Origin of the sequence: Gemmobacter sp. LW-1, assembly GCF_001303875.1 — a bacterium.
Lineage (GTDB): Bacteria > Pseudomonadota > Alphaproteobacteria > Rhodobacterales > Rhodobacteraceae > Gemmobacter > Gemmobacter caeni.
Map to the genome: position 1 here is coordinate 17,325 of NZ_LJSC01000048.1, position 25,812 is coordinate 43,136.

20 protein-coding genes are annotated in these 25,812 nt (G+C 62.9%); 10 read left to right on the forward strand and 10 right to left on the reverse strand.

Annotated elements, in window-relative coordinates; genetic code table 11:
• Positions 1-10: 10 nt before the first annotated feature.
• The 5 genes from AO684_RS13580 to AO684_RS13600 form a co-directional block, all read right to left on the reverse strand.
• Positions 11-508, reverse strand: a complete 498-nt coding sequence (locus AO684_RS13580) for a spore coat U domain-containing protein (RefSeq protein ID WP_054303289.1) — start codon at positions 506-508, stop codon at positions 11-13.
• 343 nt (positions 509-851) lie between these two features.
• Positions 852-4,157, reverse strand: coding sequence for an error-prone DNA polymerase (locus tag AO684_RS13585; RefSeq protein WP_082400983.1), 3,306 nt, complete (start codon positions 4,155-4,157; stop codon positions 852-854).
• The gene (locus tag AO684_RS13590; RefSeq protein WP_054303291.1) at positions 4,154-5,608 is read right to left on the reverse strand and encodes a DNA polymerase Y family protein; all 1,455 of its coding nucleotides are present in this window, start codon (positions 5,606-5,608) and stop codon (positions 4,154-4,156) included. Before AO684_RS13590 ends, AO684_RS13585 begins: the two co-directional genes overlap by 4 nt.
• Positions 5,550-6,134 carry an ImuA family protein gene (locus AO684_RS13595; protein WP_054303292.1) on the reverse strand — a complete coding sequence of 195 codons (585 nt, stop codon included), beginning with the start codon at positions 6,132-6,134 and terminating at the stop codon, positions 5,550-5,552. The genes AO684_RS13590 and AO684_RS13595 overlap by 59 nt, the downstream gene beginning before the upstream one ends.
• 157 nt (positions 6,135-6,291) lie before the next feature.
• Positions 6,292-7,332: a zinc-dependent alcohol dehydrogenase family protein gene (locus AO684_RS13600; protein WP_054303293.1), complete on the reverse strand. Its 1,041-nt coding sequence runs from the start codon at positions 7,330-7,332 to the stop codon at positions 6,292-6,294.
• A gap of 149 nt (positions 7,333-7,481) precedes the next feature.
• Here AO684_RS13600 and AO684_RS13605 point away from each other — a divergent pair, with 149 nt between their 5' ends.
• Entirely contained in the window at positions 7,482-7,976 is a 495-nt protein-coding gene (locus AO684_RS13605) for an Lrp/AsnC family transcriptional regulator (protein ID WP_054303294.1), read from the forward strand.
• 188 nt (positions 7,977-8,164) lie between these two features.
• Here the strand turns inward: AO684_RS13605 and AO684_RS13610 are convergent, their stop codons facing one another.
• Positions 8,165-8,848, reverse strand: a complete 684-nt coding sequence (locus AO684_RS13610; protein WP_054303295.1) for a UTRA domain-containing protein — start codon at positions 8,846-8,848, stop codon at positions 8,165-8,167.
• 159 nt (positions 8,849-9,007) lie between these two features.
• Between AO684_RS13610 and AO684_RS13615 the strand changes: the two genes are divergently transcribed.
• From AO684_RS13615 to AO684_RS13625, 3 genes are read left to right on the forward strand one after another with little or no spacing between them, the layout of a single operon-like run.
• A complete protein-coding gene (locus AO684_RS13615) occupies positions 9,008-9,976 on the forward strand; it encodes an ABC transporter permease (protein WP_054303296.1) in 969 nt (322 codons plus the stop codon).
• A gap of 4 nt (positions 9,977-9,980) precedes the next feature.
• Positions 9,981-10,838 (forward strand): ABC transporter permease, encoded by an 858-nt coding sequence (locus AO684_RS13620; RefSeq protein ID WP_054303297.1) that lies wholly within the window; start codon positions 9,981-9,983, stop codon positions 10,836-10,838.
• Between the two features lie 3 nt (positions 10,839-10,841).
• A complete protein-coding gene (locus AO684_RS13625) occupies positions 10,842-12,458 on the forward strand; it encodes an ABC transporter ATP-binding protein (protein WP_054303298.1) in 1,617 nt (538 codons plus the stop codon).
• Between the two features lie 72 nt (positions 12,459-12,530).
• Here AO684_RS13625 and AO684_RS13630 read toward each other — a convergent pair whose 3' ends face one another.
• From AO684_RS13630 to AO684_RS13640, 3 genes are all read right to left on the reverse strand, one after another.
• A complete protein-coding gene (locus AO684_RS13630; RefSeq protein ID WP_054303299.1) occupies positions 12,531-13,712 on the reverse strand; it encodes a 2Fe-2S iron-sulfur cluster-binding protein in 1,182 nt (393 codons plus the stop codon).
• Between the two features lie 3 nt (positions 13,713-13,715).
• The gene (locus tag AO684_RS13635) at positions 13,716-14,756 is read right to left on the reverse strand and encodes an aromatic ring-hydroxylating dioxygenase subunit alpha (RefSeq protein WP_054303300.1); all 1,041 of its coding nucleotides are present in this window, start codon (positions 14,754-14,756) and stop codon (positions 13,716-13,718) included.
• 84 nt (positions 14,757-14,840) lie between these two features.
• Complete coding sequence (locus AO684_RS13640) at positions 14,841-15,773, reverse strand: LysR substrate-binding domain-containing protein (protein WP_054303301.1); 933 nt, start codon at positions 15,771-15,773, stop codon at positions 14,841-14,843.
• A gap of 191 nt (positions 15,774-15,964) precedes the next feature.
• On the opposite strand from AO684_RS13640, the gene AO684_RS13645 reads away from it, so the two are divergent.
• From AO684_RS13645 to AO684_RS13660, 4 genes are all read left to right on the forward strand, one after another.
• Positions 15,965-17,521 (forward strand): ABC transporter substrate-binding protein, encoded by a 1,557-nt coding sequence (locus tag AO684_RS13645; RefSeq protein ID WP_082400985.1) that lies wholly within the window; start codon positions 15,965-15,967, stop codon positions 17,519-17,521.
• Positions 17,522-17,620: 99 nt separating this feature from the next.
• Entirely contained in the window at positions 17,621-19,012 is a 1,392-nt protein-coding gene (locus AO684_RS13650; RefSeq protein WP_054303303.1) for an FAD-binding oxidoreductase, read from the forward strand.
• Positions 19,013-19,025: 13 nt separating this feature from the next.
• Positions 19,026-20,135 carry an aminotransferase class I/II-fold pyridoxal phosphate-dependent enzyme gene (locus tag AO684_RS13655; protein ID WP_054303304.1) on the forward strand — a complete coding sequence of 370 codons (1,110 nt, stop codon included), beginning with the start codon at positions 19,026-19,028 and terminating at the stop codon, positions 20,133-20,135.
• Between the two features lie 308 nt (positions 20,136-20,443).
• Positions 20,444-20,761, forward strand: a complete 318-nt coding sequence (locus AO684_RS13660; protein WP_054303305.1) for an H-NS family nucleoid-associated regulatory protein — start codon at positions 20,444-20,446, stop codon at positions 20,759-20,761.
• A 342-nt stretch (positions 20,762-21,103) separates the two neighbouring features.
• On the opposite strand, the gene AO684_RS13665 is transcribed toward AO684_RS13660, so the two are convergent.
• Positions 21,104-21,829 (reverse strand): GntR family transcriptional regulator, encoded by a 726-nt coding sequence (locus AO684_RS13665; RefSeq protein ID WP_054303306.1) that lies wholly within the window; start codon positions 21,827-21,829, stop codon positions 21,104-21,106.
• 146 nt (positions 21,830-21,975) lie between these two features.
• Between AO684_RS13665 and AO684_RS13670 the strand changes: the two genes are divergently transcribed.
• Positions 21,976-24,030 carry a hydantoinase/oxoprolinase family protein gene (locus AO684_RS13670; protein ID WP_054303307.1) on the forward strand — a complete coding sequence of 685 codons (2,055 nt, stop codon included), beginning with the start codon at positions 21,976-21,978 and terminating at the stop codon, positions 24,028-24,030.
• The gene (locus AO684_RS13675; RefSeq protein ID WP_054303308.1) at positions 24,027-25,748 is read left to right on the forward strand and encodes a hydantoinase B/oxoprolinase family protein; all 1,722 of its coding nucleotides are present in this window, start codon (positions 24,027-24,029) and stop codon (positions 25,746-25,748) included. The genes AO684_RS13670 and AO684_RS13675 overlap by 4 nt, the downstream gene beginning before the upstream one ends.
• Positions 25,749-25,812 lie beyond the last annotated feature (64 nt).

The following is a 25,812-nucleotide window of genomic DNA, read 5'->3' on the forward strand; positions in this document are numbered from 1 at the left end:
GCTCTCCGGCTCAGTAGGTCACGGAAACGGTGATGGTATCGGTGTAAGTGCCGGTTGCGGGGGTGCTTTGCGGCGCTACCCGGCCATAGACGGTAAAGCTTTGCGCCGCACCCGTTCCGGTCGACGCCCGCGTATCCGTGCCGATCGCGTCGCCCCAGTTCGTGCTGTGCGAGGCATCCTGATATATCCCGTAGCCGACCGTCGCAGAAGCACCCGAAGTCATCAGCCGGGCGGCGGTGGTCGCGCCGGAACCAAGCCCTTCGTTGAGACCGATATCATAGGCCGTGCCGGGTGTGCAGGTCACCTGAAGGGTTGCCGTGGCATCGGTATTGGCCGTCAGCACGCCCACGCTGCCAAAATCGAGATCCTGGGTCGAGGTGATCTGGCATTCCTCTGCAATGGTGATTGTCACGTCGAAGCTGTCTGTGACCGTCTGGGCAGAGGAGGTGCCCGCCAGCAGGCCAGCGGCCAGGAATGCGGATATGCCGATCTTGATGCTGAACTTCATGTGAAACCTTTCTGCTCTGCCTGTGGGGGCCGGTTAGCCGGTTTGTTGAAATCGCAGGTATGACCTGAAAAACATTACAGGTTGTATTTACTGAATATAACTCTCTCTAAAATGCATGTTCCGCCAAGGAGGCGTTTGGGTCAAGAGCTTTCAAATTCCTGTCGGAACCGGCGGGCGCGAGGGATCAGGGTCAGACAGCGGACGCGCGCCTGTTGCCAGTCTTCCGGTCCGGGTGTGCCGATGATGGGCAAGCTGTTGTGCTGACAGATGTGCGGAGAGCGACAGAGCGATGGACCAGCACCTGTCTGCGGGCGCGCTCTGAACTCTGGCACCTGCTTTTCCCTTAATGGAAATCCCGGCTGGGAAACAATCTCTTGGCCTGTTCGCGCGGATGTCTGGCGCGCGGGGCGGGATGGGTGCGGGGCGCATTGTCTGTCTTGGGGGTGGTCTGCCCGACAGCATCTTCCATCGGGTGCCCCAAACCGGACAGATAATGAGAGACATCCTCGATCTGCTGCGCAATCACATGCACCACGATCCCTTCCCGTTGCAGCGGGCCGGTGACACGCAACAGGCGCCCCCCCATGACCGCGCGGCGATGGGCCTCAAAGACCTTGCGCCAGACCACGATATTGGAGACGCCTGTTTCATCCTCCAGCGTCAGGAAGATCACGCCCGAGGCAGTGCCTGGCCGCTGACGCGTGATGACCAGTCCGCAGACCGTGGTACGCTGCAACGGCGCAGCAAGAAGCGCATCGTGACGCAGCAGGCCGGGCATCACCGGGCGCAGCAATTCCATCGGATGCGCGCGCAACGTCAGCCGTGTTGAGACATAATCCTCGACCACTTCCTCGCCCAGATGCATCTGCGGCAGCATCACAGAGGGTTCGCGGATCGCCTCGCCGTCAAGCGGATCGTTGAACAGCGGCAGTTGTGAGGGTGCCCGGATCGCGCGGACCTGCCAAAGCGCGGCGCGTCGGGTCAGCCCCATGCCGGAAAAGGCATCTGCCTCTGCCAGCCTCTCAAGTGCTGCGGGCGCGACACCGGCGCGCAGCCAGACGCTTTCGGGATCGCGATACCCATTCTTGCGCGCCGTTGTGATCCAGAGTGCATCCTCCTGACGAAACCCCTTGATCTGACGAAACCCGAGCCGCAACGCCAGCGCCCCGTCCGCACGGCGCTCCAGTGTATTGTCCCAGTCACTGTGGTTGATGCAGATGGGGCGGATCTCGACCTGATGTTCGCGCGCGTCACGCACGATCTGGGCCGGAGCGTAAAACCCCATGGGCTGAGAGTTCAGCAAGGCACAGGCAAAGATCGCCGGATGGTGCCGTTTCAGCCAGGCAGAGACATAAACCAACAGCGCAAAGGCCGCAGCGTGGCTTTCGGGAAAGCCGTAATCGGCGAAGCCCTCAATCTGACCAAAGCAGCGGGAGGCGACCTCGGCATCGTACCCATTGGCCAGCATGCCGGCGATGAACTTGTCGCGGTGTTCGCAAATGGTGCCCATGCGGCGAAAGCTGGCCAGTGAACGACGCAAATGATCTGCCTCTTCGGCACTGTAGCCTGCACCGACCACGGCAATCTGCAAGGCCTGTTCCTGAAACAGGGGCACGCCCAGAGTGCGGTGCGTGACCTCCTCCAGTGCGGGGCCGAAAGGTTCGGGCGCTTCCAGCCCCTGACGGCGGCGGATATAGGGCTGCACCATACCCCCCTGGATGGGACCCGGACGCACGATGGCGACCTCGATCACCAGATCATAGAATTCCTTCGGCCTCATCCGGGGCAGGAAATTCATCTGTGCCCGGCTTTCCACCTGAAACACACCCACGGCATCGGCGACCTGCAACATCCTGTAGGTTGCCGCATCCTCGGGCGGCACGCTGTCCAGTGTCAGGGTCCGTTTTTCGTGACGTTTCAGCAGGTCAAAGGCCTTGCGGATGCAGGTCAGCATCCCCAGACCCAGCACATCGACCTTGAGGATGCCCAGCGTGTCGATATCATCCTTGTCCCACTCGATCAGCGTGCGATCCTCCATCGCGGCATTCTCGATCGGGACCAGTTCGTCCAGCCTGCCCCGCGTGATCACGAAACCGCCGACATGCTGGGACAGATGCCGCGGAAAGCCGATGATCTCGCCGATCAGGCGCAGCGTCTGCGACAGCCGGAGGTCACGCGGGTCAAGCCCCAGTTCACGGATACGTTCGGGCTTGGGGCCTTCGTTGGACGATCCCCAGATCTGGCCCGAGAGGCTGGCCGTCACATCCTGACTGAGGCCCATCACCTTGCCCACCTCGCGGATTGCCGCGCGCGAGCGGAAATGGATCACCGTCGCACAAAGCCCGGCGCGGTGACGGCCATATTTAGCATAAATCCACTGGATGACCTCCTCACGACGCTCATGCTCGAAATCGACGTCGATATCCGGTGGCTCGCCCCGGTGACGAGAAATGAAGCGTTCAAACACCATGCCGATCATATCCGGCGAAACATCGGTGATGCCCAACAGATAGCACAGGATCGAATTGGCCGCCGACCCGCGCCCCTGACACAGGATGCCTTGCGAGCGGGCGTATTGCACGATGTCATGCACGGTCAGGAAATAGGCCGGATAGTTCAGCTCTGCCACCACGGCCAGTTCCTTGGCCAGCAAGGCTCCGGCCTTCGCGGTTGCACCAGCGGGGTAACGGCGGTTCAGTCCTTCTTGGGCCAGCCGGGTCAGGCGCGCCATCGGGGTTTCGCCGCTCTCCGCAATTTCATCCGGATACTGATAGCTGAGTTCCGACAGATCGAAGCTGCAACGCGTTGCAATTTCCAGCGTTCGACGTAAGGCGGCGGGGTGATCGCGAAACAGCCGCTGCATGTCCTGCGCCCCTTTCAGGCGCCGCTCGGCATTGGCAAGCGCGCGGGTACCGATTGTGTCAATCGTGCAGCCTTCGCGCATGCAGGTCAGCACGTCGGCCAGTTGCCGCCGCGCGGCGCGATGCATCAGCACATCTCCAACCGCCACCATGGGCGTGGCGCAACCCTGTGCAAGCCGCGCGCAGGCGGCAAGCCAGGCCTGATCCGATCCATCGTAGCGCGGCGCGGCTCCCAGATAGACATGACCGGGAAAGCGGTTGCGAACCTTCTGGATATATGAGGCCGCCGCCCCGAGATCGCCCGGCAGGGCAACCAGGATCATGCCTTTGCAGCCTTCCAGCAGATCTGCACAGTCCAGATGACATTCGCCCTTTTCCGCCCGTCGCTTGCCCAGCGTCAGCAGCCGCGTCAACCGCTGGTAAGCGGCAAGATCGACGGGAAGGGCAATCCATTCAACAGGGCTGTCACGCAACACCAACCGCGCTCCGACAATGAGCCTTGGCAGGCGTGGCACCTCCGGACAGGGAATATCCTCCGGGGTGCCAATTTCCTGGCGTGAGCAACTGTCGACGCGATGCTGTGACCGGATCTGCACAGATTCGCCTGTTCCCTTCCCGAGGATCTGCAACGCGCGATAGGCCCGCACCACCCCGGCCAGGGAATTGCGGTCCGTGATGGCAATGGCCTCAAGGCCCAGTTCGGCAGCCCGGGTCACAAGTTCCTCGGGATGGGACGCACCCCGCAGAAAGGTGAAATTCGAGGTGACGCACAGCTCGGCATAGTTCATGCAAATTCCCCCTGCACGAACCAGCCCGGATTTTGCGGGGTGTGAAACATCCACAGCCGCCGCCCCTGATGCGTTTCGACCCGCCAGTAATCGCGCAGGCCCCGGCGCCAGTTATCATCCTGAAGCCACCATTCCGGGGCAATCCGTTCCGGCCCCGTCGCGCGGCCAACTGTCAGGGACATACCCCGCCAGCGGAAGCGAGCCGGCGGTTCGTGGCCGGTCGCCACGACTGGTTCGGGCGGAAACAGGATCAGCGGACGCGGACGCGGCGCAACCCAGCCCCGTTCCGGCCGGGAATAGGCGGCAGGGACAAGGATGAAACTGCGTTCAGGAATGTGACTGTCGGCGGGCAGGAAGCGCTGCACATTCTCCAGCCCGATCCGGGTGCCGATCCGGGTGATCAGATCGTCAAGCCGCCCGGGATCGCGCGGACCGATATGTGTCACCTGCTCAGGTGGCAGAGGTTCGACCTGCACAGCCTCCAGCCGCATCTGGTCGATTCCAAACCCCGCATCCACCTCGGCGACGCCCCGTTCGAACAACGGCAGTATCCGTGCCGGATCGCGCATGGGACGTGCCAGCCGCAGCTCGACATCGCTTGCGGCGCGATCTACGCGACGCAGGGACAGACACAGAATCCTTGCCCCCGCCTGATGGTCTTTCAGCTTGGCGCACAAACGCTCCAGCAGACGCGCCGTCCCGGCCATGACATCGCTGACCAGCCCGATGGGTTCGGGCAAGGTCATGCGCACGGCGTAATGGGGCGGATCGACCTCTGGCCCGATCTGCTCCGCCTGCCGCCCAAGCGCCTGATCGAGCCGCAGCAACAGTTCCGCTCCGAAACGGCGGGCCAGAGGCGCGCGCGGGCTGTCGGCCAACTGACCGATGCTGCGCAGGCCCATTCGCTGCAAGCTGGTTACCGTTTCAGGATCAAGCCGCAGGGCCGCGACAGGCAAGTCCTCAAGCGCGGCATCCTCACCATGATGCGCCCGCGCCCAGGCCGCCCCGCGCGTATCGCCGGTGCCGATCTGCACCGATAAACCGGCACGGCAAAGCCGTGCGCGCAGCGCGGCAATCATCACCTCTTCACCGCCAAAGATATGCGACGATCCGGTGATATCCAGAACCAGCCCATCCGGCGTTTCGATCCCGACCCAAGGGCACCAGCGTGTCGCCCAACGGCGCAACAAGCCCAGAAAGCGCCGGTCCGCCTGCGGGTCTGCCTGCAGGCTGGACAGGTCCGGGCAATAAGCCCGCGCATCGGAAAACGGCATCCCGCGATAGAGCCCGCGGGCCTCGGCCGCCTCGTTCAGGCAATGGACCCGGTTGGCACTGCCCTGCCGCAGCGTCAGAACGAAGGGCCCATTCTGCGCATGCATGCGCAGAGCCCGGTCACTCGCGAGCCGGGGAAACCACAGTGACACGATGCGCCTTTGAGTCCCATCGAACATGCCAGGCCCCAATTGTTCCTGATTTGTTCTTAATAAGACTCCACTGCTGACGAGTCGAGTCCTGCGGATCGAACACCGGCCTGCAATGCCATCGCGTTTCCGCTGCGTTCGACCCCATGCCCTCTGCGATCAGGCACAGCCCGGTCGTTCCTCCGGCCCTGGCCGCCAGTTGCAACCGCCGCCCGGCAGTCAGGTCAATTCCGGCGGTAAGTTCCAGAACAACCAGAGGCACCGCACCATCGCGCAATGCCTCTTCCGCCACGGCGAGTGTATCGGTCTGGTCCTTCGTCTGTATCAGGATAAGCCGTGAGGGATCGAACCCTTCGAACCCCAACGGATTAAGCTGTTCAGACCGCCAGCCTTCCCGAATCCAGAGCAGGTCCGCGCCGACCTGAGCAGCTGTCCAGAGCGCAAAACTCGCGGCAAGCGGCCCGCTGGCCTCGTGCACACGCGAGCGTCTGGGGGGATAGGCGGTCAGTTCGGGCAATTGCGTGGATGCTCCGGCAAGATTGACTACACCCAGCATACTACATCCTGAACCGCAAGGTTGATGGCAGAATGTTGAAAGGGCGCGGCTACACGGGGTAGCCGGGCCGGAAGGCCGGATTACCAGCTTGAACGCAACCCTGCCGGATCAAGAGGATTCCCGCTGTCGCGGCGGGCGCTCTGACCTGCATGATTGCCTAGAACCTGGTGATGACCGTCGTGCCGGTGCCCTGAAACCTGTCCATCGAGATCAGGGCATCAATCGATTCCTCCAGACTGATCGTCTTGCCGACCAGCAGTTCAGGTTTCAGCTTGCCGGACAGGATCATCGGCATCATCACGTCATAGCGATGCGCCTGCATTCCGTGGCTGCCAAGGATTTCAAGCTCATGTGCCACGATCCGGCTCATCGGCACGACGGGCGTGCTGTGGTCACCCAGCATGAGCCCGACCTGCACATGCTTGCCACGGCGGCGCAGGTTCAGGATCGAATTGAAGCAGGTCTGCGGATTTCCAAGCGCATCCAGCGAGACATGTGCGCCGCCGCCGGTGATCTCCATCACAGCTTCAACCACATTGGCCGTTGACCTGGCGTTGACCGTGGCGGCCGCACCCAGGGCACGGGCCAGTTCCAGCTTGTCTTCCGCAATGTCGATCGCGACGACATTGGCACCAAGCGCGCTGGCGATCATGATGGCAGAAAGGCCGACACCGCCGCAGCCATGCACGGCAACCCATTGGCCCGCCGCGACCTTGCCCTGATCGACAACCGCGCGGAACGACGTCACGAAACGGCATCCGAGGCTGGCCGCCGTGGCGAATTCAACGGCGTCAGGCAGGGCCACCAGATTCAAGTCGGCATTATGGATCGAGACGAACTCGGCGAACGATCCCCAATGGGTAAAGCCCGGCTGAAACTGGTTGTGACAGACCTGCTGGTGTCCGGCATGGCATTCGGGGCAATGGCCACAGCCCCCGACGAAGGGGACGGTGACGCGGTCCCCAGCTTTCCATCTGGTCACATCCTTGCCCGTTGCGACGATGACCCCCGCCAGTTCGTGCCCCGGTACATGCGGCAACACGATATCGGCATCATGCCCCACCCAGCCATGCCAGTCGCTGCGGCAGACCCCGGTCGCTTCGACCTTCAGCACTACCCCGTGCCGCTCCGGCGCAGGCTCGGGCAGGCTAACCAGCTTCGGCCGCTGGTTGAAGGCTTCGTATATCACGGCTTTCATCAGGATTCCTCGCTCAGACGGATTTGGCATGACCGCCTCCGGACACTACACCCTGATCCGGGAAAGGCTTTTGCCAAAATCCCTATATATGCGTCACTTTCAGACGTATTCTGCCTCGACAGGCGTCACATGAGGAGGAGTCTTCCAGAATGCATCAGATTGACAGGATAGATGCCGAAATCCTCAACCGGCTCCAGCGGGACGGGCGTCTTTCCAACACCCGGCTGGCAGCGCAGCTTTCCCTGAGCGAGACGCCCTGCTGGCGCCGTCTGAAACGGCTGGAAGACAGCGGTATCATTGAAGGGTATCAGGCGGTCCTCAATCGCCGTGCGCTCGGGCTCGGCGTCATGGCCTTCGTCCAGCTTGGCTGCGCGCAGCACGACGAGAAGGTGACCCGAGAGTTCAATCTTGCTGTTCAGAACAGCCCGAATGTCCTGTCCTGCCACAACACGACCGGCGAGTCCGACTATCTGCTGGTCGTCGTGGCCAGAGACCTTGATGATTACAGCCGCTTCGTCGAAACGGTCCTGAGGCGCCTGCCCGGCGTCACGAGCATTCGTTCAAACCTGTCCTTGCGAGAGTTGAAGTCGTCGAACCAGTTACCCGTCCTCAATCTTCCCCTCCGCACGGGCGCTGGCGACTGACAGAGGTATCCGAAGGCAATCACTCGGGTAAGCTGCGGGAGCGCAGTTCAGGTCAGCCCTGGGGGCGAGTTCTGCGGGCAGATCGCCCGATCAATTATACCTGTGTGATGTAACTTTTTGAACAGACATAAGGCCGATCACAAGCCACCCCATGCCAGATTGCCTCCCGCAAGGTTCGGCAACCCGCTTCAATAGCGGGTCGTCATCCGATGGTCGCGGCGATAGATCAGGCTGACATAAGTGACCACTTGGTCCTGCCATGTGGTCTGCCGCTCCACCCGGAACAGGGCATCGCCCGCGCGGCAGTTGAGCAGCATGGCCTGCTCGGGATCGGCAGTCGTCGCAGAAAAGCTGATCTCCACATCTGAGAACGGCACCTGCTGCACCAGCCATTCATTGGGGCCGACCGTCGAGAAGTCGAAATCGCGGCCCTGCGGGGTGGCGGCAAGGTTGATCCAGCGGTCCTCCAGCTGAAAGGGCCTGCCATCCGCGAAATGCATGCAAACCAGATGCAGCACCTCGGTCCCCTGTTTCAGGTTCAGCCTCGCACGCAGCCAGTCGGGCGCCAGCATCACCTCGGACCGGATCAGCGCATAGCGATAGGTCGCCCCCTGCTCCTCGATCTCCTTGCGGATCATCGGGATCTCGAAGCGCACCTGACGCACCGGGCTCAGACGGACGCGGGTGCCTGCCTTGCGCTTCCTTTCAACGAAACCCTCATCGACCAACTCGCGCATGGCGCGGTTCACGGTCGCACGGGCGGCGCCATATTCCACCGCCAGCTCCTGCTCGTTTGGCACGGCACTGCCCGGCGGCCATGTCCCGTTCAGGATCCGCTCCAGAATATCCGCCTTGATGTCTCGATACGTCATTTCACCACTTCATCCGCTGACGGCACGCACAGTCTGCCCGGTTGGCAGGCAGAAGCCGAAGCATTTCAACCTCTATCTCGCAAATCCTGCCGATTTTTCTGGACTGGAGTATATTCTTCGTCATTATGAATATCCATAACAGGGTCAAAGTCTATACAAATGGCATCCAAGCTATCACCGATCCCGAAACTTGTCCTCAGAAGACTTGCCATCGGGGCGCTCACGCTCATCGTGGTTTCGGCCGTCATCTTCTGGGCGGTCGAACTGCTGCCCGGCAGCATCGCGACCGAAATTCTGGGCCAGTCGGCCACGCCGGAAACCATCGCCGCCTTCAACGCGCAATTCGGGCTGAACGATCCGCCGCTCTGGCGTTATGTCGCCTGGCTGGGCAACGCAGTGCAAGGCGATTTCGGCCAGTCACTCGCCACGAGGCGCCCGATCACCGACCTGATCGGCGACCGCGCTTTCAACACCTTCTTCCTGGCCGCCTATGCAGCCGTGATCGCGGTGCCCGTGTCGATCCTGCTCGGGCTGATCGCCGCGCTTTATCGCGGATCGCTGCTGGACCGCTGGATCTCCAGTTCCACCCTGGCGGTGATTTCCTTCCCAGAATTCTTTGTCGCCTATATCCTGATCCTGATCTTCGCGGTGCAACTGGGCTGGTTCCCCAGCCTCGCCGGGGTCACCCCCACAATGGGGCTGGCCGAACGGCTTACCGTCAGCTTCCTGCCCGCGCTGACCATGGTGCTGATCGTGACCGCGCACATGATGCGGATGACACGGGCGGCAATCGTGAACCTGCTGGCCCTGCCCTATATCGAGATGGCCGAACTGAAGGGGATGAAGCGCTGGCGCATCATCGCCATTCATGCGCTGCCCAATGCGGTGGCCCCCATCGTGACTGTTGTGGCACTGAACCTCGCCTATCTGATCGTCGGCGTGGTGCTGGTCGAAGTGGTTTTTGTCTATCCGGGCCTCGGGCAATTGCTGGTCGACAGCGTAGCCAAACGCGACATGCCCGTGGTGCAGGCCGCCTGCCTGATCTTTGCCGCAACCTACATCCTGCTGAACCTTGTGGCGGATGTAATCGGCATCCTGTCGAATCCCCGCCTGCTGCACCCGAGGTGACGTTGTGACCCACTGGCTTTTCCACCTCCGCAGCGCACCTCTGTCGGCCCGGATCGGGCTGGCGCTGATCGGGATCTATGCCATCCTTGCGCTTTTTGCGCCGCTGATCGCCCCCTACGGCGAATCCGAAGTGGCCGGCGCCGCCTATCAGCCCTGGGTCGCCCCCTTCTATCTGGGAACGGACGCACTGGGCCGCGATGTGATGTCACGGTTGATCTATGGTGCGCGCAATACGGTGGGCATTGCACTGATCACCACCTGCCTTGCGTTTCTGATCGGGACGGCACTTGGCCTGCTGGCCGCGACGGTCGGCGGCTGGGTCGACACCGTGCTGTCCCGGCTGATCGACGTGCTGATGGCGATTCCATCACTGATCTTCGCGTTGCTGATCCTGACAATTACCGGCGCCTCGGCGACGGCACTGGTCCTTGTCATCGCGGTGCTGGACAGCACGCGGGTCTTCCGTCTGTCGCGTGCCGTGGCGCAGGGCATCCTGACCATGGATTACATCGAGGTTGCCCGGATGCGCGGTGAGGGGCTGGGCTGGATCATCCGCCGCGAGATCCTGCCCAATGCCTCGGCCCCGTTGATCGCCGAATTCGGGCTGCGGTTCTGCTTCGTCTTCCTGTTCATCTCAGCGCTCAGCTTTCTGGGGCTTGGCCTCCAGCCACCGACAGCGGACTGGGGTTCCATGGTGCGGGAAAGCGCGCGGCTGATTTCCTTTGCCAATTTCGCAACCTGGCAAACCGCCACCTTTGGTCTGGCCCCTCTGCTTCCGGCCACGGCAATCGCCATCCTGACCGTTGCGGTCAATCTGGTGGTGGACTGGGTGTTGCACCTGTCCAGCGGCTTGAAGGACTGAGCCATGACCAAACTTCTGGAAATTCGCGATCTGTGGATCGAAGGCCGTTCCGGGGACGACTGGCACAAGATCGTCAAGGGCGTCAGCCTGGATCTGGCGCAGGGCGAAGTCCTGGGCCTGATCGGTGAAAGCGGCGCGGGCAAATCGACCCTCGGCCTGACCGCCATGGGGCATGTCCGCCCCGGATGCCGGATCGCAGGTGGATCGATCCGCTTTGACGGGCAGGAACTGGTTGGGGCCAGCGCGCAAACGCTGCGCGACCTGCGCGGGCGGCGTATCGCCTATGTCGCCCAATCCTCTGCCGCAGCCTTCAACCCGGCCTGGCGTCTGATCCGGCAGCATTGCGAAGCGCCCGTGTGCCATGGCGTGATGCCCCGCGCGCAGGCCGAGGCCGAAGCCGTGCGGCTTTATGGCGAGATGCGGCTGCCGGACCCGGATCAGATCGGGTTCCGCTTTCCGCATCAGGTATCCGGCGGGCAGTTGCAACGCGCCATGACGGCGATGGCCATGGCCTGCAAGCCTGACCTCATCATCTTTGACGAACCCACGACCGCGCTGGATGTCACAACGCAGATCGAAGTCCTGGCCGCGATCCGCGATATCGTGCGCAACCACGGCGCCGCGGCGATCTATATCACGCATGATCTTGCCGTGGTCGCGCAGATGGCCGACCGGGTGAAAGTGCTGCTGAAGGGCGAAGAGGTCGAAGACGCCCCGGTGCGCGAGATGCTGGCCAACCCGCGCGAGGCTTATACCCGTTCCCTCTGGGCTGTGCGGGAGTTTCAGCCCGCACCGCGCGATCCGGCTCCTGCAAGCCCGCCGTTGCTGAAGATCGACGGGGTGGATGCCTCCTATGGCACGCATAAGGTGCTGGAAAACGTATCACTGACCGTGCCGCGCGGGCGAACCGTGGCTGTGGTGGGCGAAAGCGGCTCCGGCAAATCCACCACGGCGCGGGTGGTGATGGGGCTTCTGTCCCCAAGCGCGGGCAAGGTGACATTCGACGGCGCGGCCCTGCCCACGACCATCGGCGCCCGGTCACGCAGGCTTTTGCAGCGGATGCAGATGATTCACCAGATGGCCGATACCGCGCTGAATCCGCGCCACCGCATCCGCGAAGTGCTGGGCCGTCCGCTGGAGTTCTATCTTGGCCTGAAAGGGCGGGAAAAAGAGGCCCGCATCCGCGAGTTGCTGACCGAGATCGAGTTGCCCCCGGATCGTTTCATAGACCGGCTGCCGGGTGAGCTTTCAGGCGGTCAGAAACAGCGTGTCTGTATCGCCCGCGCTTTGGCCGCCGAGCCGGAGCTGATCATCTGCGATGAAGTGACCAGCGCGCTGGACCAACTGGTCGCCGAGGGTATCCTGCGCCTGCTGGACCGCATCCAGCGTGAGCGCGGCATAAGCTATCTGTTCATTACCCATGATCTCGCGACGGTGCGGGCGATCGCCGATCATGTCGTGGTGATGCAGCACGGCCGGGTGGTGGAACAGGGCGACAAGGACAGGATTTTTTCGCCGGAGCACGAACCCTATACTGATCTGTTGCTGTCATCGGTGCCCGAGATGGACCCGGACTGGCTGAGCAGGGTGCTGGATCAGCGGCGGGCTGCGGCAGGTTGATCATCTGCCCTGTCGACAGGAAAAAGGCGGCCCTTTGCGGGGCCGCCTTTTAATTTCCAGTCTGCCGGGAACTTACAGATCCAGCACCACACGCCCGTTGGGGCGGGTGCAGCAGATCAAAGCCTGACCGGGGCCCGGAGGGTCCAGCGGCTCGCTGAAATACTCCACCTGCCCGTCCTTCAACCCGCAGCGACAGGAATTGCAGATACCCGAGCGACAGACGAAGGCCGGGTCCAGCCCCGCACTTTCGGCAAGTTCCAGGATCGAGTTCACACCGCTGTTCCACGCGACGGTCACGCCCGACCGGGCAAAGACCACCTCGTTTCCGGTTTCTGCATCAGCCATCGTCAGGGCCGCAGGCAGCGCCTTTCTGGCAGCCGGTTCCGCGATCTTGCGCACATCCGGATCGGTCAGAAAATCCAGCTTACCCAGGGATTTCGGGGCATTCACCGGAATGCGTGGAATGGCAGGCGGGGCCGGTGCGACCTGATCGGCGGCCAGTTTGGGCAACGAGCCGCCGGGGCCGAAGAATTCATAGGCGATCCGCTCCGGGGCAATGCCGAGGCCGGTCAACAGCCGCCACATCGCCACCATGAAGGGCACCGGCCCGCAGAGATAGACCTGATAATCGTCCAGCGGCAGCAAGGATTGCAGCAGTGCCGCATCCACCACCCCGGTCGCATCCGCGTGATCCCCCGGCGCGGGATTTCGCAGCACATTGCAGACGGAGATCCGCCCGGCAGATGCAGCAGCCAGCGCTGCCACCTCGGCGCGCAGCGGCTGCACCCCGCCGTTTTCCACCGCATGTACCAGCCAGACCTTGCGGTTGCTTTGGGCCAGACGATGCAGCATCGACAGAAGCGGCGTCAGCCCGACCCCGCCCGCCAGCAACAGAACCGGGCGCGTGCTGTCTTCGTCCAGAAAGAAGGCGCCGCGCGGAGCCGCGACCTCGATCTCGGCGCCCTCAGCCAGATGATCATGCAGCCAGACCGACCCGATGCCGTCGGGCCTGCCGTTCAGCCCCGCCTCGCGCTTGACCGAAATCCGGTGGCAATCCGCAGCATCAACCGCATTCGACAGCGAATAGGTACGCAGCACCGGGCCTTCCGGGCCGGGAATGCGCAGGGTCAGATATTGCCCCGGCCGCGCGGACCAAAGCGCACCGCCGTCAGACGGCACCAGATGGAACGAGGTGATGACGCTGCTTTCCGGGTGCTTGCGCATCACCCGGAACCGCCGGAATGTCTCTGCCATGGTTCAGGCCTGCATCTTGGCGTCGACGGCCTGCTCTTCGGCAATCATCGCCTCAAGCTGGCGGCGGAAACGCAGCTGACCTGCATCAATTGACAGGTCGATATGCGGCGAAGTCTTTTCGCGCAGCCCGATCTGCACCGCGTTCAGCACCGCGCGATCCTCCTCAAAGGCGTGACGGACATCCTCGCTCATCATCGCCGACAGCTCGGCATCGTCAGGCCGGATATTCCGCAGCTGGAACCAGTAATAGCGGGTTTCCGTCTCGGTCGTCGGCGTCATGAAGTTATAGCTGTCCATGACAAAGGTCTTCTCGTGCAGCGTGCCTTCCGGTCCGCCGGTGCCCGCCGGTGTGAAGATCGCGCGGATCAGCGCGCTGCACGGATAGCGCACCTCGTAATGCTGCAAGCGGTCGCAGTTGCCTTCAAACTCCACAATCTTTGCATAGAACGGTGCCGGGGCCACATCCATCATCCAGCGGTGGACGATCACGCCATCATCGGTGCGCGTGACCTTCAGCGGCGTGTCCTTGGTAGCAGCCTGGGCAAAGCTGGTCTCGTGCACCCAGGCGACATGGGTCGGGTCCAGCAGATTGTCGGTCATCAGCAGATAGTTGCACTGCAACTCCATCGCCGCACCACGATTGATACCCCAGTCGGGGCTGTCGAAATTCGGGATGTCGATGATGTCATCGACATCGGCGATGGCGGCGTTGCCCATCCAGATCCAGACCAGGCCATATTTTTCATGTACCGGATAGGCGCGCACCTTGGCCGCCGAAGGAATACGGCCCCCGCCGGGCGCCCAGACGCATTGCCCTGCACAATCGAAAGTCAGGCCATGATAGCCACATTCGACGGTATCGCCCTTGATCCGGCCCTTGGACAGTGGCAGCTTGCGATGCGGGCAGGCATCTTCCAGCGCAATAACCTCGCCCTGCGCAGTACGGAAGACGCAGATCTTCTCCCCCAAGACCAGAATCTGCCGAAGGCTGTTTTCGATCTCGCTGCTCCAGGCGGCGACATACCAGGCATTTTTGAGAAACATGGCTACATCCCTATTTGGCGGTGTTTTCAGGGATTATGCGCAGACAAAAAATTGCTGGCCAGCCAAGAACGTCTGGTTGATTGTTTAGCTGTGCTTACTTCTCGCGTCGCGATTCACCTTGGTTTCCGACAGAACCCAGTTGAGAAAATCACGCGCAGGCTTGTGGGTCATGGTCGTCAGTCCCCAGCAGATGAAATAGGCTTCGGGCATCGGCAGAACCTCATCCGACAGCCGCACCAGCCGCCCGGAATCAAGGTCCGGTCCGGCAAAGGATGCCTGGGCCAGCACCACCCCCTGCCCGGCTGCCGCTGCCTCCAGCGCAAGGCTGGACAACGAATACACCGCGACCGTCCGCATCGGGCCCGCCACCGGAGTGTTTTGCGCGGCGAACCAGTTGGCCCAGTCCGGGGCCGCCGTTTCATCCATGCCCCAGTCAATCCCGATCAGCGGCAGGCGGGCCAGCCCCTCGTTGGTTCTCGCTTCGGGATGGCGGGCCAGAAACTCGGGCGAGCAGGCGGGAAAGCAGGTATCGGTGAACAGCGCCCGTGAATGCGGATAGCGCGAAGCGGCCATCCCATAGGTCAGGCGAAAGGTCAGATCCATCAACTGCGGTTCGGTCTCGCGATGCGTGGCAACGATTCGCAAGGTGGTGTCAGGCGCATTCGCCTGAAAACGATGGATCATCGGATTCAGCCACTTTTGCAGCAGCGTCGGCAGCCCGCTCACGGTCAGGTCTTCCGACACGCGCTGCGCCGAAATGAACTCCTGCGCGCGGGCCAGCCGGTCAAAACCCTGCGCAATCATCTCGTGATAGATATGCGCGGCCGGAGTCATCGTGATCCGCCGCCCTTCCCGCAACAGCAACGGCAGCCCTGCATGATCTTCAAGCAGCCGCAATTGCTGGCTGATTGCGCCGGGCGTGACGCCAAGGCTGCGGGCGGCTGCATGAACAGTGCCTGTCCGGCCATATGCATCGAACGCCTGCAGGGCGCGCAGCGGCGGAAGGCTTGTGCTCATTTTTAAGATCCATCCTGGATGACTGTTTAGGCAGGCTTAACAAGTATACAGCGGTAATGATTTGCGGGCCAGCGATACAGGTCTTAGGCTATTAAGATCATACATAATAGCAATCCCCCGAACCAGACTGCCGACCATCCACAGATCCGGCGCCTCCACAGAAGGGGCGCCGTCAACAGGGAGAAAGCCAGATGGCTCTATACACCACCCGTCGCTCCGCTCTGCTCGGCATGGGGGCGATGTCCGTCGCCGCCACACTTGGCCTGAACGCCCGTCCGGCCTTCGCACAGGACACGCCCCGGTCCGGCGGCACGTTCCGGCTCGGGATCTCGGATTTCAGCACGGCCGACACGCTGGACCCGCAGGTCAACGAATACCGCTTCATGATGCACCTGCAATATCAGCTGCGGAACTGCCTGGTTGAAATGGGCCCCGGCGGCGTGCTGGTGCCGGAACTGGCGACCGAATGGGGGCCGAATGCCGATATGTCGGCCTGGATCTTCAAGATCCGCTCCGGCGTCACCTTCAGCAACGGCAAGCCACTGACCGCCGAGGATGTGGTCTGGTCGCTGAACCTGCACCGCGGACCGGATACCATCTCGGGCGCGAAGGCACTGATGCTGGCGGTCAAGGATGTGGCCGTCACCGCCCCGATGGAGGTCACGGTCACTCTGGACGGTCCGAATGCGGGTTTCCCTGTCATTCTGTCGATGATCAACATGCTGATCGTGCCAGCTGAAGACCGCGAGTTCGACAAGGGCATCGGCACCGGCGGCTATATTCTGGAAACCTACGAGCCGGGCCTGCGCAGCGTCGTGCGCAAGAACCCGAACTACTGGAAAGAGGGTCGCGCCCATTTCGACGCGATCGAACTGCATTGCATCGCCGATATCAATGCCCGCACCACCGCCTTGCAAACCGGCCAGATCGACGCCATGGGCTTTGTCGATACCGTCACCGCGCCGCTTCTTCAGGCCATGCCGGGCATCAACCTGATCCAGACCCAGGGCAAGCTGCACCACGGCTTTGCCATGAACGTCACCGATCCGCTGTTCAAGGACCGTGATGTGCGTCTGGCGATGAAGCTTGCCATCGACCGGGAGGAGGTTCTGGCCAAGATTCAGGGGGGCTATGGCTCGATCGCCAATGACCAGCCGCTGTCGAAGGCCTATGCCTATCACAACTCCAGTCTCCCGCAGCATTCCTATGACCCGGATCAGGCCAGGGCGCTGCTGGAAAAGGCCGGGGCCACCGGGCTGACCGTGCCGCTGCACGTCGCCGAACTGCCCTTCACCGGGGCCACCAACATGGCGCAGCTTTACGCCGAACAGGCCGCCCGCGCCGGGATCACCATTGAGGTCAAGCGGGAGCCGGATGACGGCTACTGGTCCAACATCTGGGGTAAACGTCCGATGTTCGCGACACGGTGGTCGGGCCGCGTGAACGAAGACGCGATGCTGACGCTGGTCTATTCGCGTCAAAGCATCGGCAGCTACAATGAAAGCAGCTGGGACAATGACACATTCAACAAGACGCTGGTTGCAGCCCGCAGCGAAGCCGACGAGACCCGCCGCAAGGAGCTTTATTGGGAATGCCAAAGCCTGATCTGGGAAGATGCCGGGCTGGTGGCTCCGATCTGGGCCGATTTCCTGGATGCTACCAGTGACAAGATCGGTCATGGCGAAATCGCCAATGACTGGGAACTGGATGGCGCGCGCTGCGGCGAGCGCTGGTGGTTCAAGGCCTGATATTGCGCAATTCTCTCCGGTCCGGTGCGATACCGGGCCGGAGATGTGGCGCGATGGCAGGTCCGTCCCATCGTCGCTTTCCCAACCCCGGAAAAGATCATGACCCAAACCGACCCATGCGCTGGTGTGCAGGCTGCGATTCTTGCGCTGGAGGCCCGTTTCGGCAGCCGCCTCAGCCGCGCCGAGGCTGTCCGGGCCCAGCACGGCTCTGTCGAAAGCTGGTTGCCAGAGGCCCTGCCCGATGCGGTTCTGTTCCTCCAGACAACCGAAGAAGTTTCCGAAGCGGTTACGCTGTGCCACCACCATGGCGCGCCGGTCATTCCCTTCGGCGCAGGCTCCTCGATAGAGGGGCAGGTGCTGGCGCCGCATGGCGGCATCAGCTTTGATCTGTCGGGCATGGACCGGGTGCTGGCAGTGAACGCCGAAGACATGGACTGTGTCGTGCAATGCGGGGTGATCCACCAGAACCTGAACGAGCATCTGCGCGCCACCGGGCTGTTTTTCCCGGTCGATCTGGGCGCGCATGCCACGCTGGGCGGCATGGCCTCCACCCGGGCCTCGGGCACGACCACGGTGCGCTACGGCTCGATGCGCGAACTGGTGCTGGGGCTGACCGTCGTGATGCCCGACGGGCGGGTGATCCGCACCGGCGGGCGGGCGCGCAAATCAGCATCAGGTTACGACCTGACGCATCTGTTCGTCGGGGCCGAAGGCACGCTGGGTATCATCACCGAAGTGACATTGCGGCTGTTCGGCAGACCCGAGGCCTCGCGCTCGCTCCTCTGCGCATTCGAGGATCTGGAAGCGGCCACCAGCTGTGTGGTGGCGGCGCTGCAATCCAGCCTGGGCCTGACCCGGATCGAACTTGCCGATACCCTGCAAATGCAGGCCATCAACGCCCATGCCGGGTCCACCCTGCCGGAACGGCCGACCCTGTGGGTGGAAATCACCGGCTCGGCACCCGCAGTGGCCCATGACGCCACTCTGTTCGCCGAACTGGCGGAAGGCAGCGGCGCGCTGCATGTCGAGACCGCCGACAACCATGAGGCCGCCAACCGTATCTGGCGGCTGCGCCACAATGCCCTTTACGCGACGCGGGCGCTGCGACCGGGGATCAAGGGCATCTCGACCGATGTCTGCGTGCCGATCTCGCGCCTGCCTGACTGTATCGCCGAAATCCGCGCGGAAATCGACCAGACCGCGCTGATCGCCCCGCTGATCGGCCATGCGGGCGACGGCAACTTTCATCTGGTGCTGATGTTCGACCCGGAAGATGCGCAGGAAACTGCCATGGCGCGACAGATCAATGCCAGGCTCATCTCCATCGCGCTGACCATGGGGGGCACCGCCACCGGCGAGCACGGCGTGGGCCTTGGCAAGATGGGCTACATGCAGGCCGAACACGGCGCCGCACTGGATGTCATGCGCCAGATCAAGCGGGCGCTCGACCCGTCGGGGATCATGAACCCCGGCAAGATCTTCACTCCCTGACAAGGTGTTTCCCATGACCTCCCCTTCCTCGGCAGCGCTGATCCGCACCGAAATCGCCGCATTGCCCGATTACAATGCCGGGCTTGCGCTGGATCAGTTCCGCGCCCGTTATGGCCGTGATGCGCTGGCCAAAGTGGACAGCAACGAAAACCCCTTCGGCCCGTCGCCCGCAGCGATCGAGCAGATCCGCGCCGCAGCCGCAGGTGTCGGTCGTTACCCCGATGCCGGTGACACCGCCCTGCGTCAGGCAATTGCCGCCCGCACGGGCCGCGACGCTGAAACCATCATCCTTGGCAATGGGTCAGAGGATCTCATCGGCGCCATCTACCGCGCCACCCTGCGGCCCGGCGACCACGTGGTCACCATCTGCCCGAGCTTTGGCCTGCATGAATTCGCCGCGCTGAGCCTTGGGGCCGTGGTGGAGAAGGTGCCCTTCCCCGCCGATTGGCGGTTCCCGGTGGACGGGCTCATCCAGGCGATGGCACAGCCCGTGCGCATCCTGATCTTCTCGTCCCCCTCGAACCCGGCGGGTCCGGCCATCTCGCAAGGCGAGTTGACCCGCCTGCTGGCGGCTGTGCCCGAGGGGACGCTGATCGTTTTTGACGAGGCTTATCGCGAGTATCTTGAAGGCGATCTGGCCTTTGAGGCAACCGGATTGCTTGACCGCGCAGGCCACGCCTGGATCAGCCTGCGGACCTTTTCCAAAGCCTACGGGCTGGCGGGCGCACGGGTGGGCTACGGCCTCTGCTCGGACAGCGGGATGGCGCGGGCGTTGCGCAAAACGCGCAACCCCTTCGCGGTCAACGCGCTGGCCGGTGTCGCCGCGCTGGCCGCTCTGGCCGATGACGCGCATCTTGACCGCACCACAACCCATATCCGGGCCGAGCGGAAACGGATCGCCGCAGCGTTGACCGCTATGGGGATCGAAGTCGCCCCGTCACAGGGCAACTTTCTGTTCTTCAGGACCCGGCTGCCGGGCACCCAACTGGCCGAAGCGCTGCGGCATCAGGGCGTGCTGATCAAAGGCTGGCAGGAAAGCCCGTTTCTTGACTGGGCACGCGTCACTGTCGCGCTTGCGGAAGAGAATGACAGCTTTCTCAAGGCCCTGCCAATGGTGCTTTGAAGGTCTGCCTACCTGACCCTCTGCCAAAGCGGAAGCCGCCGGACAGCGGCGATATCCCCTTGCTGCCAAGACATATCCTGGCAGCAAGCCCCTCGCAGAAAACCCAGCGTCACAGGGTCTGAGGCAATTCAGACCCGCAACCCATTCCACAAGAGCCCGGGGTTATTTCCGATCAGCGGCGACGCAATTTGATCCGGATCGACCGGGAATTCTATATGATCCGCAAGCACTACACGGCATTTCTCAGCATGGGGAATTGCCCTATAGTGCCGCCTGCCTTACCAATAGGGCAAAGGAAGGGGATCCTTATGACTGAAATCAACCTGGACGCGTTTTCACTTAGTGAGCTCAAGCAACTCGAAAAGTCGGTTGCAAAGGCAATTGCCTCATTCGAGGATAGAAGAAAGGCCGAAGCCCGCGCAAAGGTCGATGAACTGGCCCGCGAACTCGGCTATTCTTTCGAAGCTCTTGCCGAAGCGGCAACCGCCCGCAAACGCGCGCCTGCGGCTGCAAAATACCGCCACCCGGAAAATGCTGACCTCACCTGGTCAGGCCGGGGCCGCAAACCCCGCTGGATTAACGAAGCGCTTGAGGCGGGCAAGTCACTCGACTCGATGCTGGCCTAAGGGGCTCCGGTTCAACGGGCTTCGGCGGTGGATTGGCGCAATGATTTGCGGCGCCCGGCGACAACCGGGCCGCAAAACCTTCTCTGATATCGGGGGCGCATATGGCGCCCGTTTCGCGAGTTCCACCGCCGTTTTCAATAAGCCCGCACCAAGGGGCCAAACAATCCAGATGACCATTTTCATCTGTGCATGATCTGAAAGCGAGCCATCTGGTGACAAGTATCTTGGCGCGTCTCTAAGCGTATCTGCTCAGCTGGAAGCTGAATTCCGCGCTATAAGATTCGGATCATAGAACAAGCGAAAGCCTGTAACCGGATATATGTGCAACTCCTGCGGCACGCCTTACGCTGGCGGGTGCAGGCGACGCGTGGCATCCGGCGTCAGCACGGTTGCCACGATCCGGTCCCGGAACAGCGCAACATGGCGCGCGGCAACCAGTTCTGCGCCCGTGGTATCCTGATCGCGAATCAGCCGGACCATCTCACGGTGATCGGCGATCGTCAGATCCAGGTGGTTTTGCAGCCGCGCCGCAGCGCCATCATGTTCGATGAAGCTGACGTGCCCGACCCGCATCCCCTCGATCAGCGCACGTTCATAAGCGTGATGCAGGTGCATCGAATGCGCCGCCTCGCTGATCGCCAGATGAAACCGAAAATTCATCTCGTTCAGCGCATCGACGTCGCGGCGTGGCGCGGCCTGTTCGAAGCCCAGCGCCGCCGCCTCGATCGCCTGCATCTGCGCTTCGGTCCGGCGAACGGCGGCCAGCGTGGTCTGCGCACGCTGCAAGAGATCGAGCGATTCGAAGAAATCACGCAAATCGAACAGGTTCATCGCGGCCACGCGCGACCCGCGACCGCGCACCGCCTGTACCAGACCCTCGGCCGTCAGCCGGATCAGCGCTTCGCGCACGGGCGTGCGTGACACCTCATAGCGCGCAGAGATCTCCACCTCGTCCAGATCGGAGCCAGGCCGCAGTTCCATGCGCAGAATCGCCTGGCGCAGCATGCGGTAGACATGTTCGGCCCCGCGCTCTGCGGCCGGTTTCGCCGCCGCCGGTTTTTTCACCATCTTACCGCCTCCGCTGCATGGATGCCACGCGCCGTATACAGCCGCGCATACCTGTTTTCCAACTCGGAATGATCCTGACAAGAAACTGTTGACAGACACGCATTATACATTGTGTATTTTTATGGAATACAGAGAGGATTCATGACATGGCCGAAACCTGGACGATAGGCGTCGATGTCGGGGGCACGTTCACCGATCTTTGCGCCATCGAAAGCGCCAGCGGGCGTATCGCCCTGAACAAGGTCTCCAGCACGCCCGCGAACCCCGCCGAGGCAATCATCGCCGGGCTCGACGCGCTGGCCGAGAAGGCAGGCTTTGATCTGGGCGATGTACGCGCCATCGGGCACGGCACCACCGTTGCCACGAATGCGCTGATCCAGCGCACTGGTGCCAAGGTGGCGATGGTAACAACGCGCAATTTCCGCGACCTCGTCGAAATCGGCCGCCAGATCCGCCCGAAGATGTATGACCTGAAGGCAGATTTCCCGCCGCCGCTGGCCCCGCGACATCTGCGGTTTGAAGTTGATGAGCGGATCGGGGCCGATGGCGCCGTGGTCGAGCCTCTCGACATGGCCAGCGTGGATGCGGTCATTGCGTCCCTGCGCGCTGAACAGGTCGAGGCGGTCGCAATTGCCTTCCTTTTTGCCTATCTCAACCCGGCGCATGAACAGGCGGTCAAGGCACGGCTGGTTGCCGCGCTGCCCGGAGTGGCGGTGTCGGCCTCGTCGGATGTGATGCCCGAATTCCGGGAATATGAACGCTCTTCGACCACCTTGCTCAATGCCTATCTGCAACCGGCCTTCGCGCAGTACATGCATACCCTCCAGGCCGAGGTGGCGACGCGCTCGCCGAAATCGAGCCTTGGCGTCAACCAGTCGAGCGGCGGGCTGATGTCGGTCGGGACGGCGCGCGAATTCCCGATCCGCACGGCCATGTCGGGCCCGGCAGCGGGCGCCAATGGCGCGATCCACACCGCGATGCAATCGGGCGTTGCCAATGTCATCACCTTTGATGTCGGCGGCACCAGCGCGGATGTGGCACTGATCCGGAACCGTTCGATCGGTCTCGCCTTCGACCGCGATGTGGCGGATTTTCCGGTGCGCATGCCGATGGTTGACATCAACACGGTCGGCGCGGGTGGAGGCTCGCTGGCATGGTTCGACCGTGACGGACTGATGAAGGTCGGCCCCGCCAGCGCAGGCGCCCGTCCGGGGCCTGCCTGCTATGGCCGGGGCGGCGATCAGGCGACGGTTACAGATGCCAATGTGGTGCTGGGCCGGCTTTCTACCAGCGGCCTGCTGGGTGGCGACATGTCACTGGATGTCGAGGCATCGTTCCGGGTGGTTGGCCGCGTCGCCGGGCAGCTGGGCTGCACGGTCGAGACCGCCGCGCGCGGCATCCTTGACGTGATGGCCGCGAATATGGTGCGCGCAATCCGTGCAATCTCGGTCGAACGGGGGCACGATCCGCGCGATTTCGTGCTGATGCCCTTTGGCGGCGCGGGGCCGCTGCATGCCGAGGCCTGCGCGCGGGCGCTGGGGATCGCGCAGATCCTCGTGCCACTGTCACCCGGCATCCTTTGTGCGCAGGGGCTGCTGGTCGCGGGCCGGTCGGAAAGCCTGGTGCGCTCGCAGCGCATCGCGCTGACACCCGCCGCAGGGCCAACGCTGGAGGCTCTGGCCGAAGAGATGCGGCGCGAGGCCGATCAGTGGTTCGAGGCCGAAGCGATACCTGTGAACGAGCGGAGCGCTACTCTGGTCGCGGACATGCGCTACATCAGTCAGAACTATGAGCTGCAAATCCCGGTAACCGGCGCGCTGACTGACCTCGAAACGCTCAGGCAGTCGTTTTTCGAGGCCCATGCCAGGGCCTACGGATTCTTCAATGCAGACGACCCGGTCGAGGTGATGGCTCTGCGCCTGACGCCTCAGGGCGCACGCCCTGAAATCGGCAGCCCGCCGGGCCGCGCCACCGCCTCGCGTGTGCCGCAGCCGAAAAGCCGACGCCCGGTCTGGTTCAGCGGGTCGCAGGCGCTCGACACGCCGGTTTACGACCGGGATGATCTGGCAGCCGGCACCGAACTGACCGGCCCCGCAGTGATCGACCAGTTCGACTCGACCCTGCTGCTGTTCCCCGGCGACCTCGTCCGCGTCGACGGCGCCCGTAACATCCTGATCACCCGCGGGGAGACCGAGCTTTGACCCTCCATGATACCCTGACCGCCGCCACCGCAACTGCGAGCGATGGCCCCGATGCGATCACTGTCGAAATCGTCGCCTCGGCCTTCCGTTCAGTCGTGGACGAGACCTTCATCGCGCTGATGAAAAGCGCCTATTCCACCAACATCAAGGAACGTCACGATCATTCCACCGCGATCTGTGACCGCGCCGGACGGCTGATCGTACAGGCGGAAATGTCGCTGCCGATCCATCTGGCCTCGATGACCGGGCTGATGCAGGCAGTGCTCACGCGCTACGCCCCGGAGGACATCCGCGAAGGCGATATCTTCGTGGCAAACGACCCGCATGTCGCGGGTGGCACCCACCTGCCTGACATCAACTATGCGGCGCCGATCTTCGTCGACGGGCGGCTTCTGGGCTTTGTGTGCAACATCGCCCACCATGCTGACATCGGTGGCATGGTGCCGGGATCAATGGCGGGCGGCATGTCCGAAATCTATCAGGAGGGGCTGCGGATTCCTGTCGTGCGGCTGTTCCGCGCCGGAGAACTGCAACAGGATATTCTGGACCTCCTGCTGCTGAATGCGCGGATTCCACAGGAACGCCGGGGGGATCATTTCGCGCAGATCGCGGCCTGCCGTCTGGGCCTGCGGCGGGTGGGCGAGATCGCCGAGCGGTATGGCGCGGCGCTGATCGAACAGGTGTGGGACTCGCTTCTGACGCGGACGCATGCTCGGATGCGCGCGGCCATCGCAGGCCTGCCCGACGGGGTCTATCGCTTCGAAGATGTGATGGACGATGATGGCTGCGGCACCAGCGACATTCCGATCCGACTGGAAATCACGGTCACCGGGGACCGGGCGGTGTTCGACCTGCGTGGCTCGGCACCACAGGTCAAGGGCAATATCAACCTGACGCGCAATGCTGCCAAGGCGGCAGTCGCCTATGCGCTGCGAACGCTGCTGGACCCCGAGATTGCCAACAACGAGGGTATCCTGGACTGCTGCGAACTGCTGACCGAGCCGGGCAGCATCGTCGATTGCATCGCCCCCGCGCCGGTGGCGCAACGGCTCAATACCTCGCAGCGGCTGGTGGATGTGATCATCGGCGCGCTGGCGCCCGCCCTTCCCGATGCGGCAGTCGGGGCCTCCAACGGGGCCAATACCACCGCAGTTTTCTCGGGGATCGACCCGCGCAATGGCAGGCCGTACCTCTATCTTGAGACCCTAGGCGGCGGGGCAGGCGGGCGCAGCGACCGGGACGGAAAAGATGGCGTTCAGGTGCATATCACCAATACGTCGAACCTGCCCATTGAAGCCATCGAGACCGAATATCCGCTGCGGGTCGTCAGCTATGGCTTCGTCGAGGATTCAGGCGGTGCCGGACGTTATCGCGGCGGCGCGGGCCTGCGCCGGGTGATCGCGCCGGTGGACCACGATTGCACCTTCAATGGCGCGGGCGAACGGTTCGCCCATGCGCCATGGGGGATCTTCGGCGGGACGGAAGGCCGCCCCGGACGCTTCGTGCTGACCGGACCCGAGGGTGAGACCGTGCTGGTTGCCAAACCATCCGCCGTGCCGCTGCGCCGCGATCAGGCAGTGATCGTGGAAACCCCCGGTTCGGGCGGTTACGGCACCCCTGCCGAACGCAGCGCCGGGGCCGTGGCCGAAGATGCCCTTTCGGGCAAGTACACTGCGGCCTTCCTTGACAGAAACTATCCCGCGCAACGCCGCGGATGATACCGGCGGGGCGGCCCGTGCTGCCCCGCTTCCACGCAAAGACAAAGAACAGCAACAGGGAAAA

Bases quoted from the DNA above. Each gene is read 5' to 3' on its own strand.
- AO684_RS13580 (WP_054303289.1), bottom strand. From the start codon at position 508: ATGAAGTTCAGCATCAAGATCGGCATATCCGCATTCCTGGCCGCTGGC.
- AO684_RS13585 (WP_082400983.1), bottom strand. From the start codon at position 4,157: ATGAACTATGCCGAGCTGTGCGTCACCTCGAATTTCACCTTTCTGCGG.
- AO684_RS13590 (WP_054303291.1), bottom strand. From the start codon at position 5,608: ATGTTCGATGGGACTCAAAGGCGCATCGTGTCACTGTGGTTTCCCCGG.
- AO684_RS13595 (WP_054303292.1), bottom strand. From the start codon at position 6,134: ATGCTGGGTGTAGTCAATCTTGCCGGAGCATCCACGCAATTGCCCGAA.
- AO684_RS13600 (WP_054303293.1), bottom strand. From the start codon at position 7,332: ATGAAAGCCGTGATATACGAAGCCTTCAACCAGCGGCCGAAGCTGGTT.
- AO684_RS13605 (WP_054303294.1), top strand. From the start codon at position 7,482: ATGCATCAGATTGACAGGATAGATGCCGAAATCCTCAACCGGCTCCAG.
- AO684_RS13610 (WP_054303295.1), bottom strand. From the start codon at position 8,848: ATGACGTATCGAGACATCAAGGCGGATATTCTGGAGCGGATCCTGAAC.
- AO684_RS13615 (WP_054303296.1), top strand. From the start codon at position 9,008: ATGGCATCCAAGCTATCACCGATCCCGAAACTTGTCCTCAGAAGACTT.
- AO684_RS13625 (WP_054303298.1), top strand. From the start codon at position 10,842: ATGACCAAACTTCTGGAAATTCGCGATCTGTGGATCGAAGGCCGTTCC.
- AO684_RS13630 (WP_054303299.1), bottom strand. From the start codon at position 13,712: ATGGCAGAGACATTCCGGCGGTTCCGGGTGATGCGCAAGCACCCGGAA.
- AO684_RS13635 (WP_054303300.1), bottom strand. From the start codon at position 14,756: ATGTTTCTCAAAAATGCCTGGTATGTCGCCGCCTGGAGCAGCGAGATC.
- AO684_RS13640 (WP_054303301.1), bottom strand. From the start codon at position 15,773: ATGAGCACAAGCCTTCCGCCGCTGCGCGCCCTGCAGGCGTTCGATGCA.
- AO684_RS13645 (WP_082400985.1), top strand. From the start codon at position 15,965: ATGGCTCTATACACCACCCGTCGCTCCGCTCTGCTCGGCATGGGGGCG.
- AO684_RS13650 (WP_054303303.1), top strand. From the start codon at position 17,621: ATGACCCAAACCGACCCATGCGCTGGTGTGCAGGCTGCGATTCTTGCG.
- AO684_RS13655 (WP_054303304.1), top strand. From the start codon at position 19,026: ATGACCTCCCCTTCCTCGGCAGCGCTGATCCGCACCGAAATCGCCGCA.
- AO684_RS13660 (WP_054303305.1), top strand. From the start codon at position 20,444: ATGACTGAAATCAACCTGGACGCGTTTTCACTTAGTGAGCTCAAGCAA.
- AO684_RS13665 (WP_054303306.1), bottom strand. From the start codon at position 21,829: ATGGTGAAAAAACCGGCGGCGGCGAAACCGGCCGCAGAGCGCGGGGCC.
- AO684_RS13670 (WP_054303307.1), top strand. From the start codon at position 21,976: ATGGCCGAAACCTGGACGATAGGCGTCGATGTCGGGGGCACGTTCACC.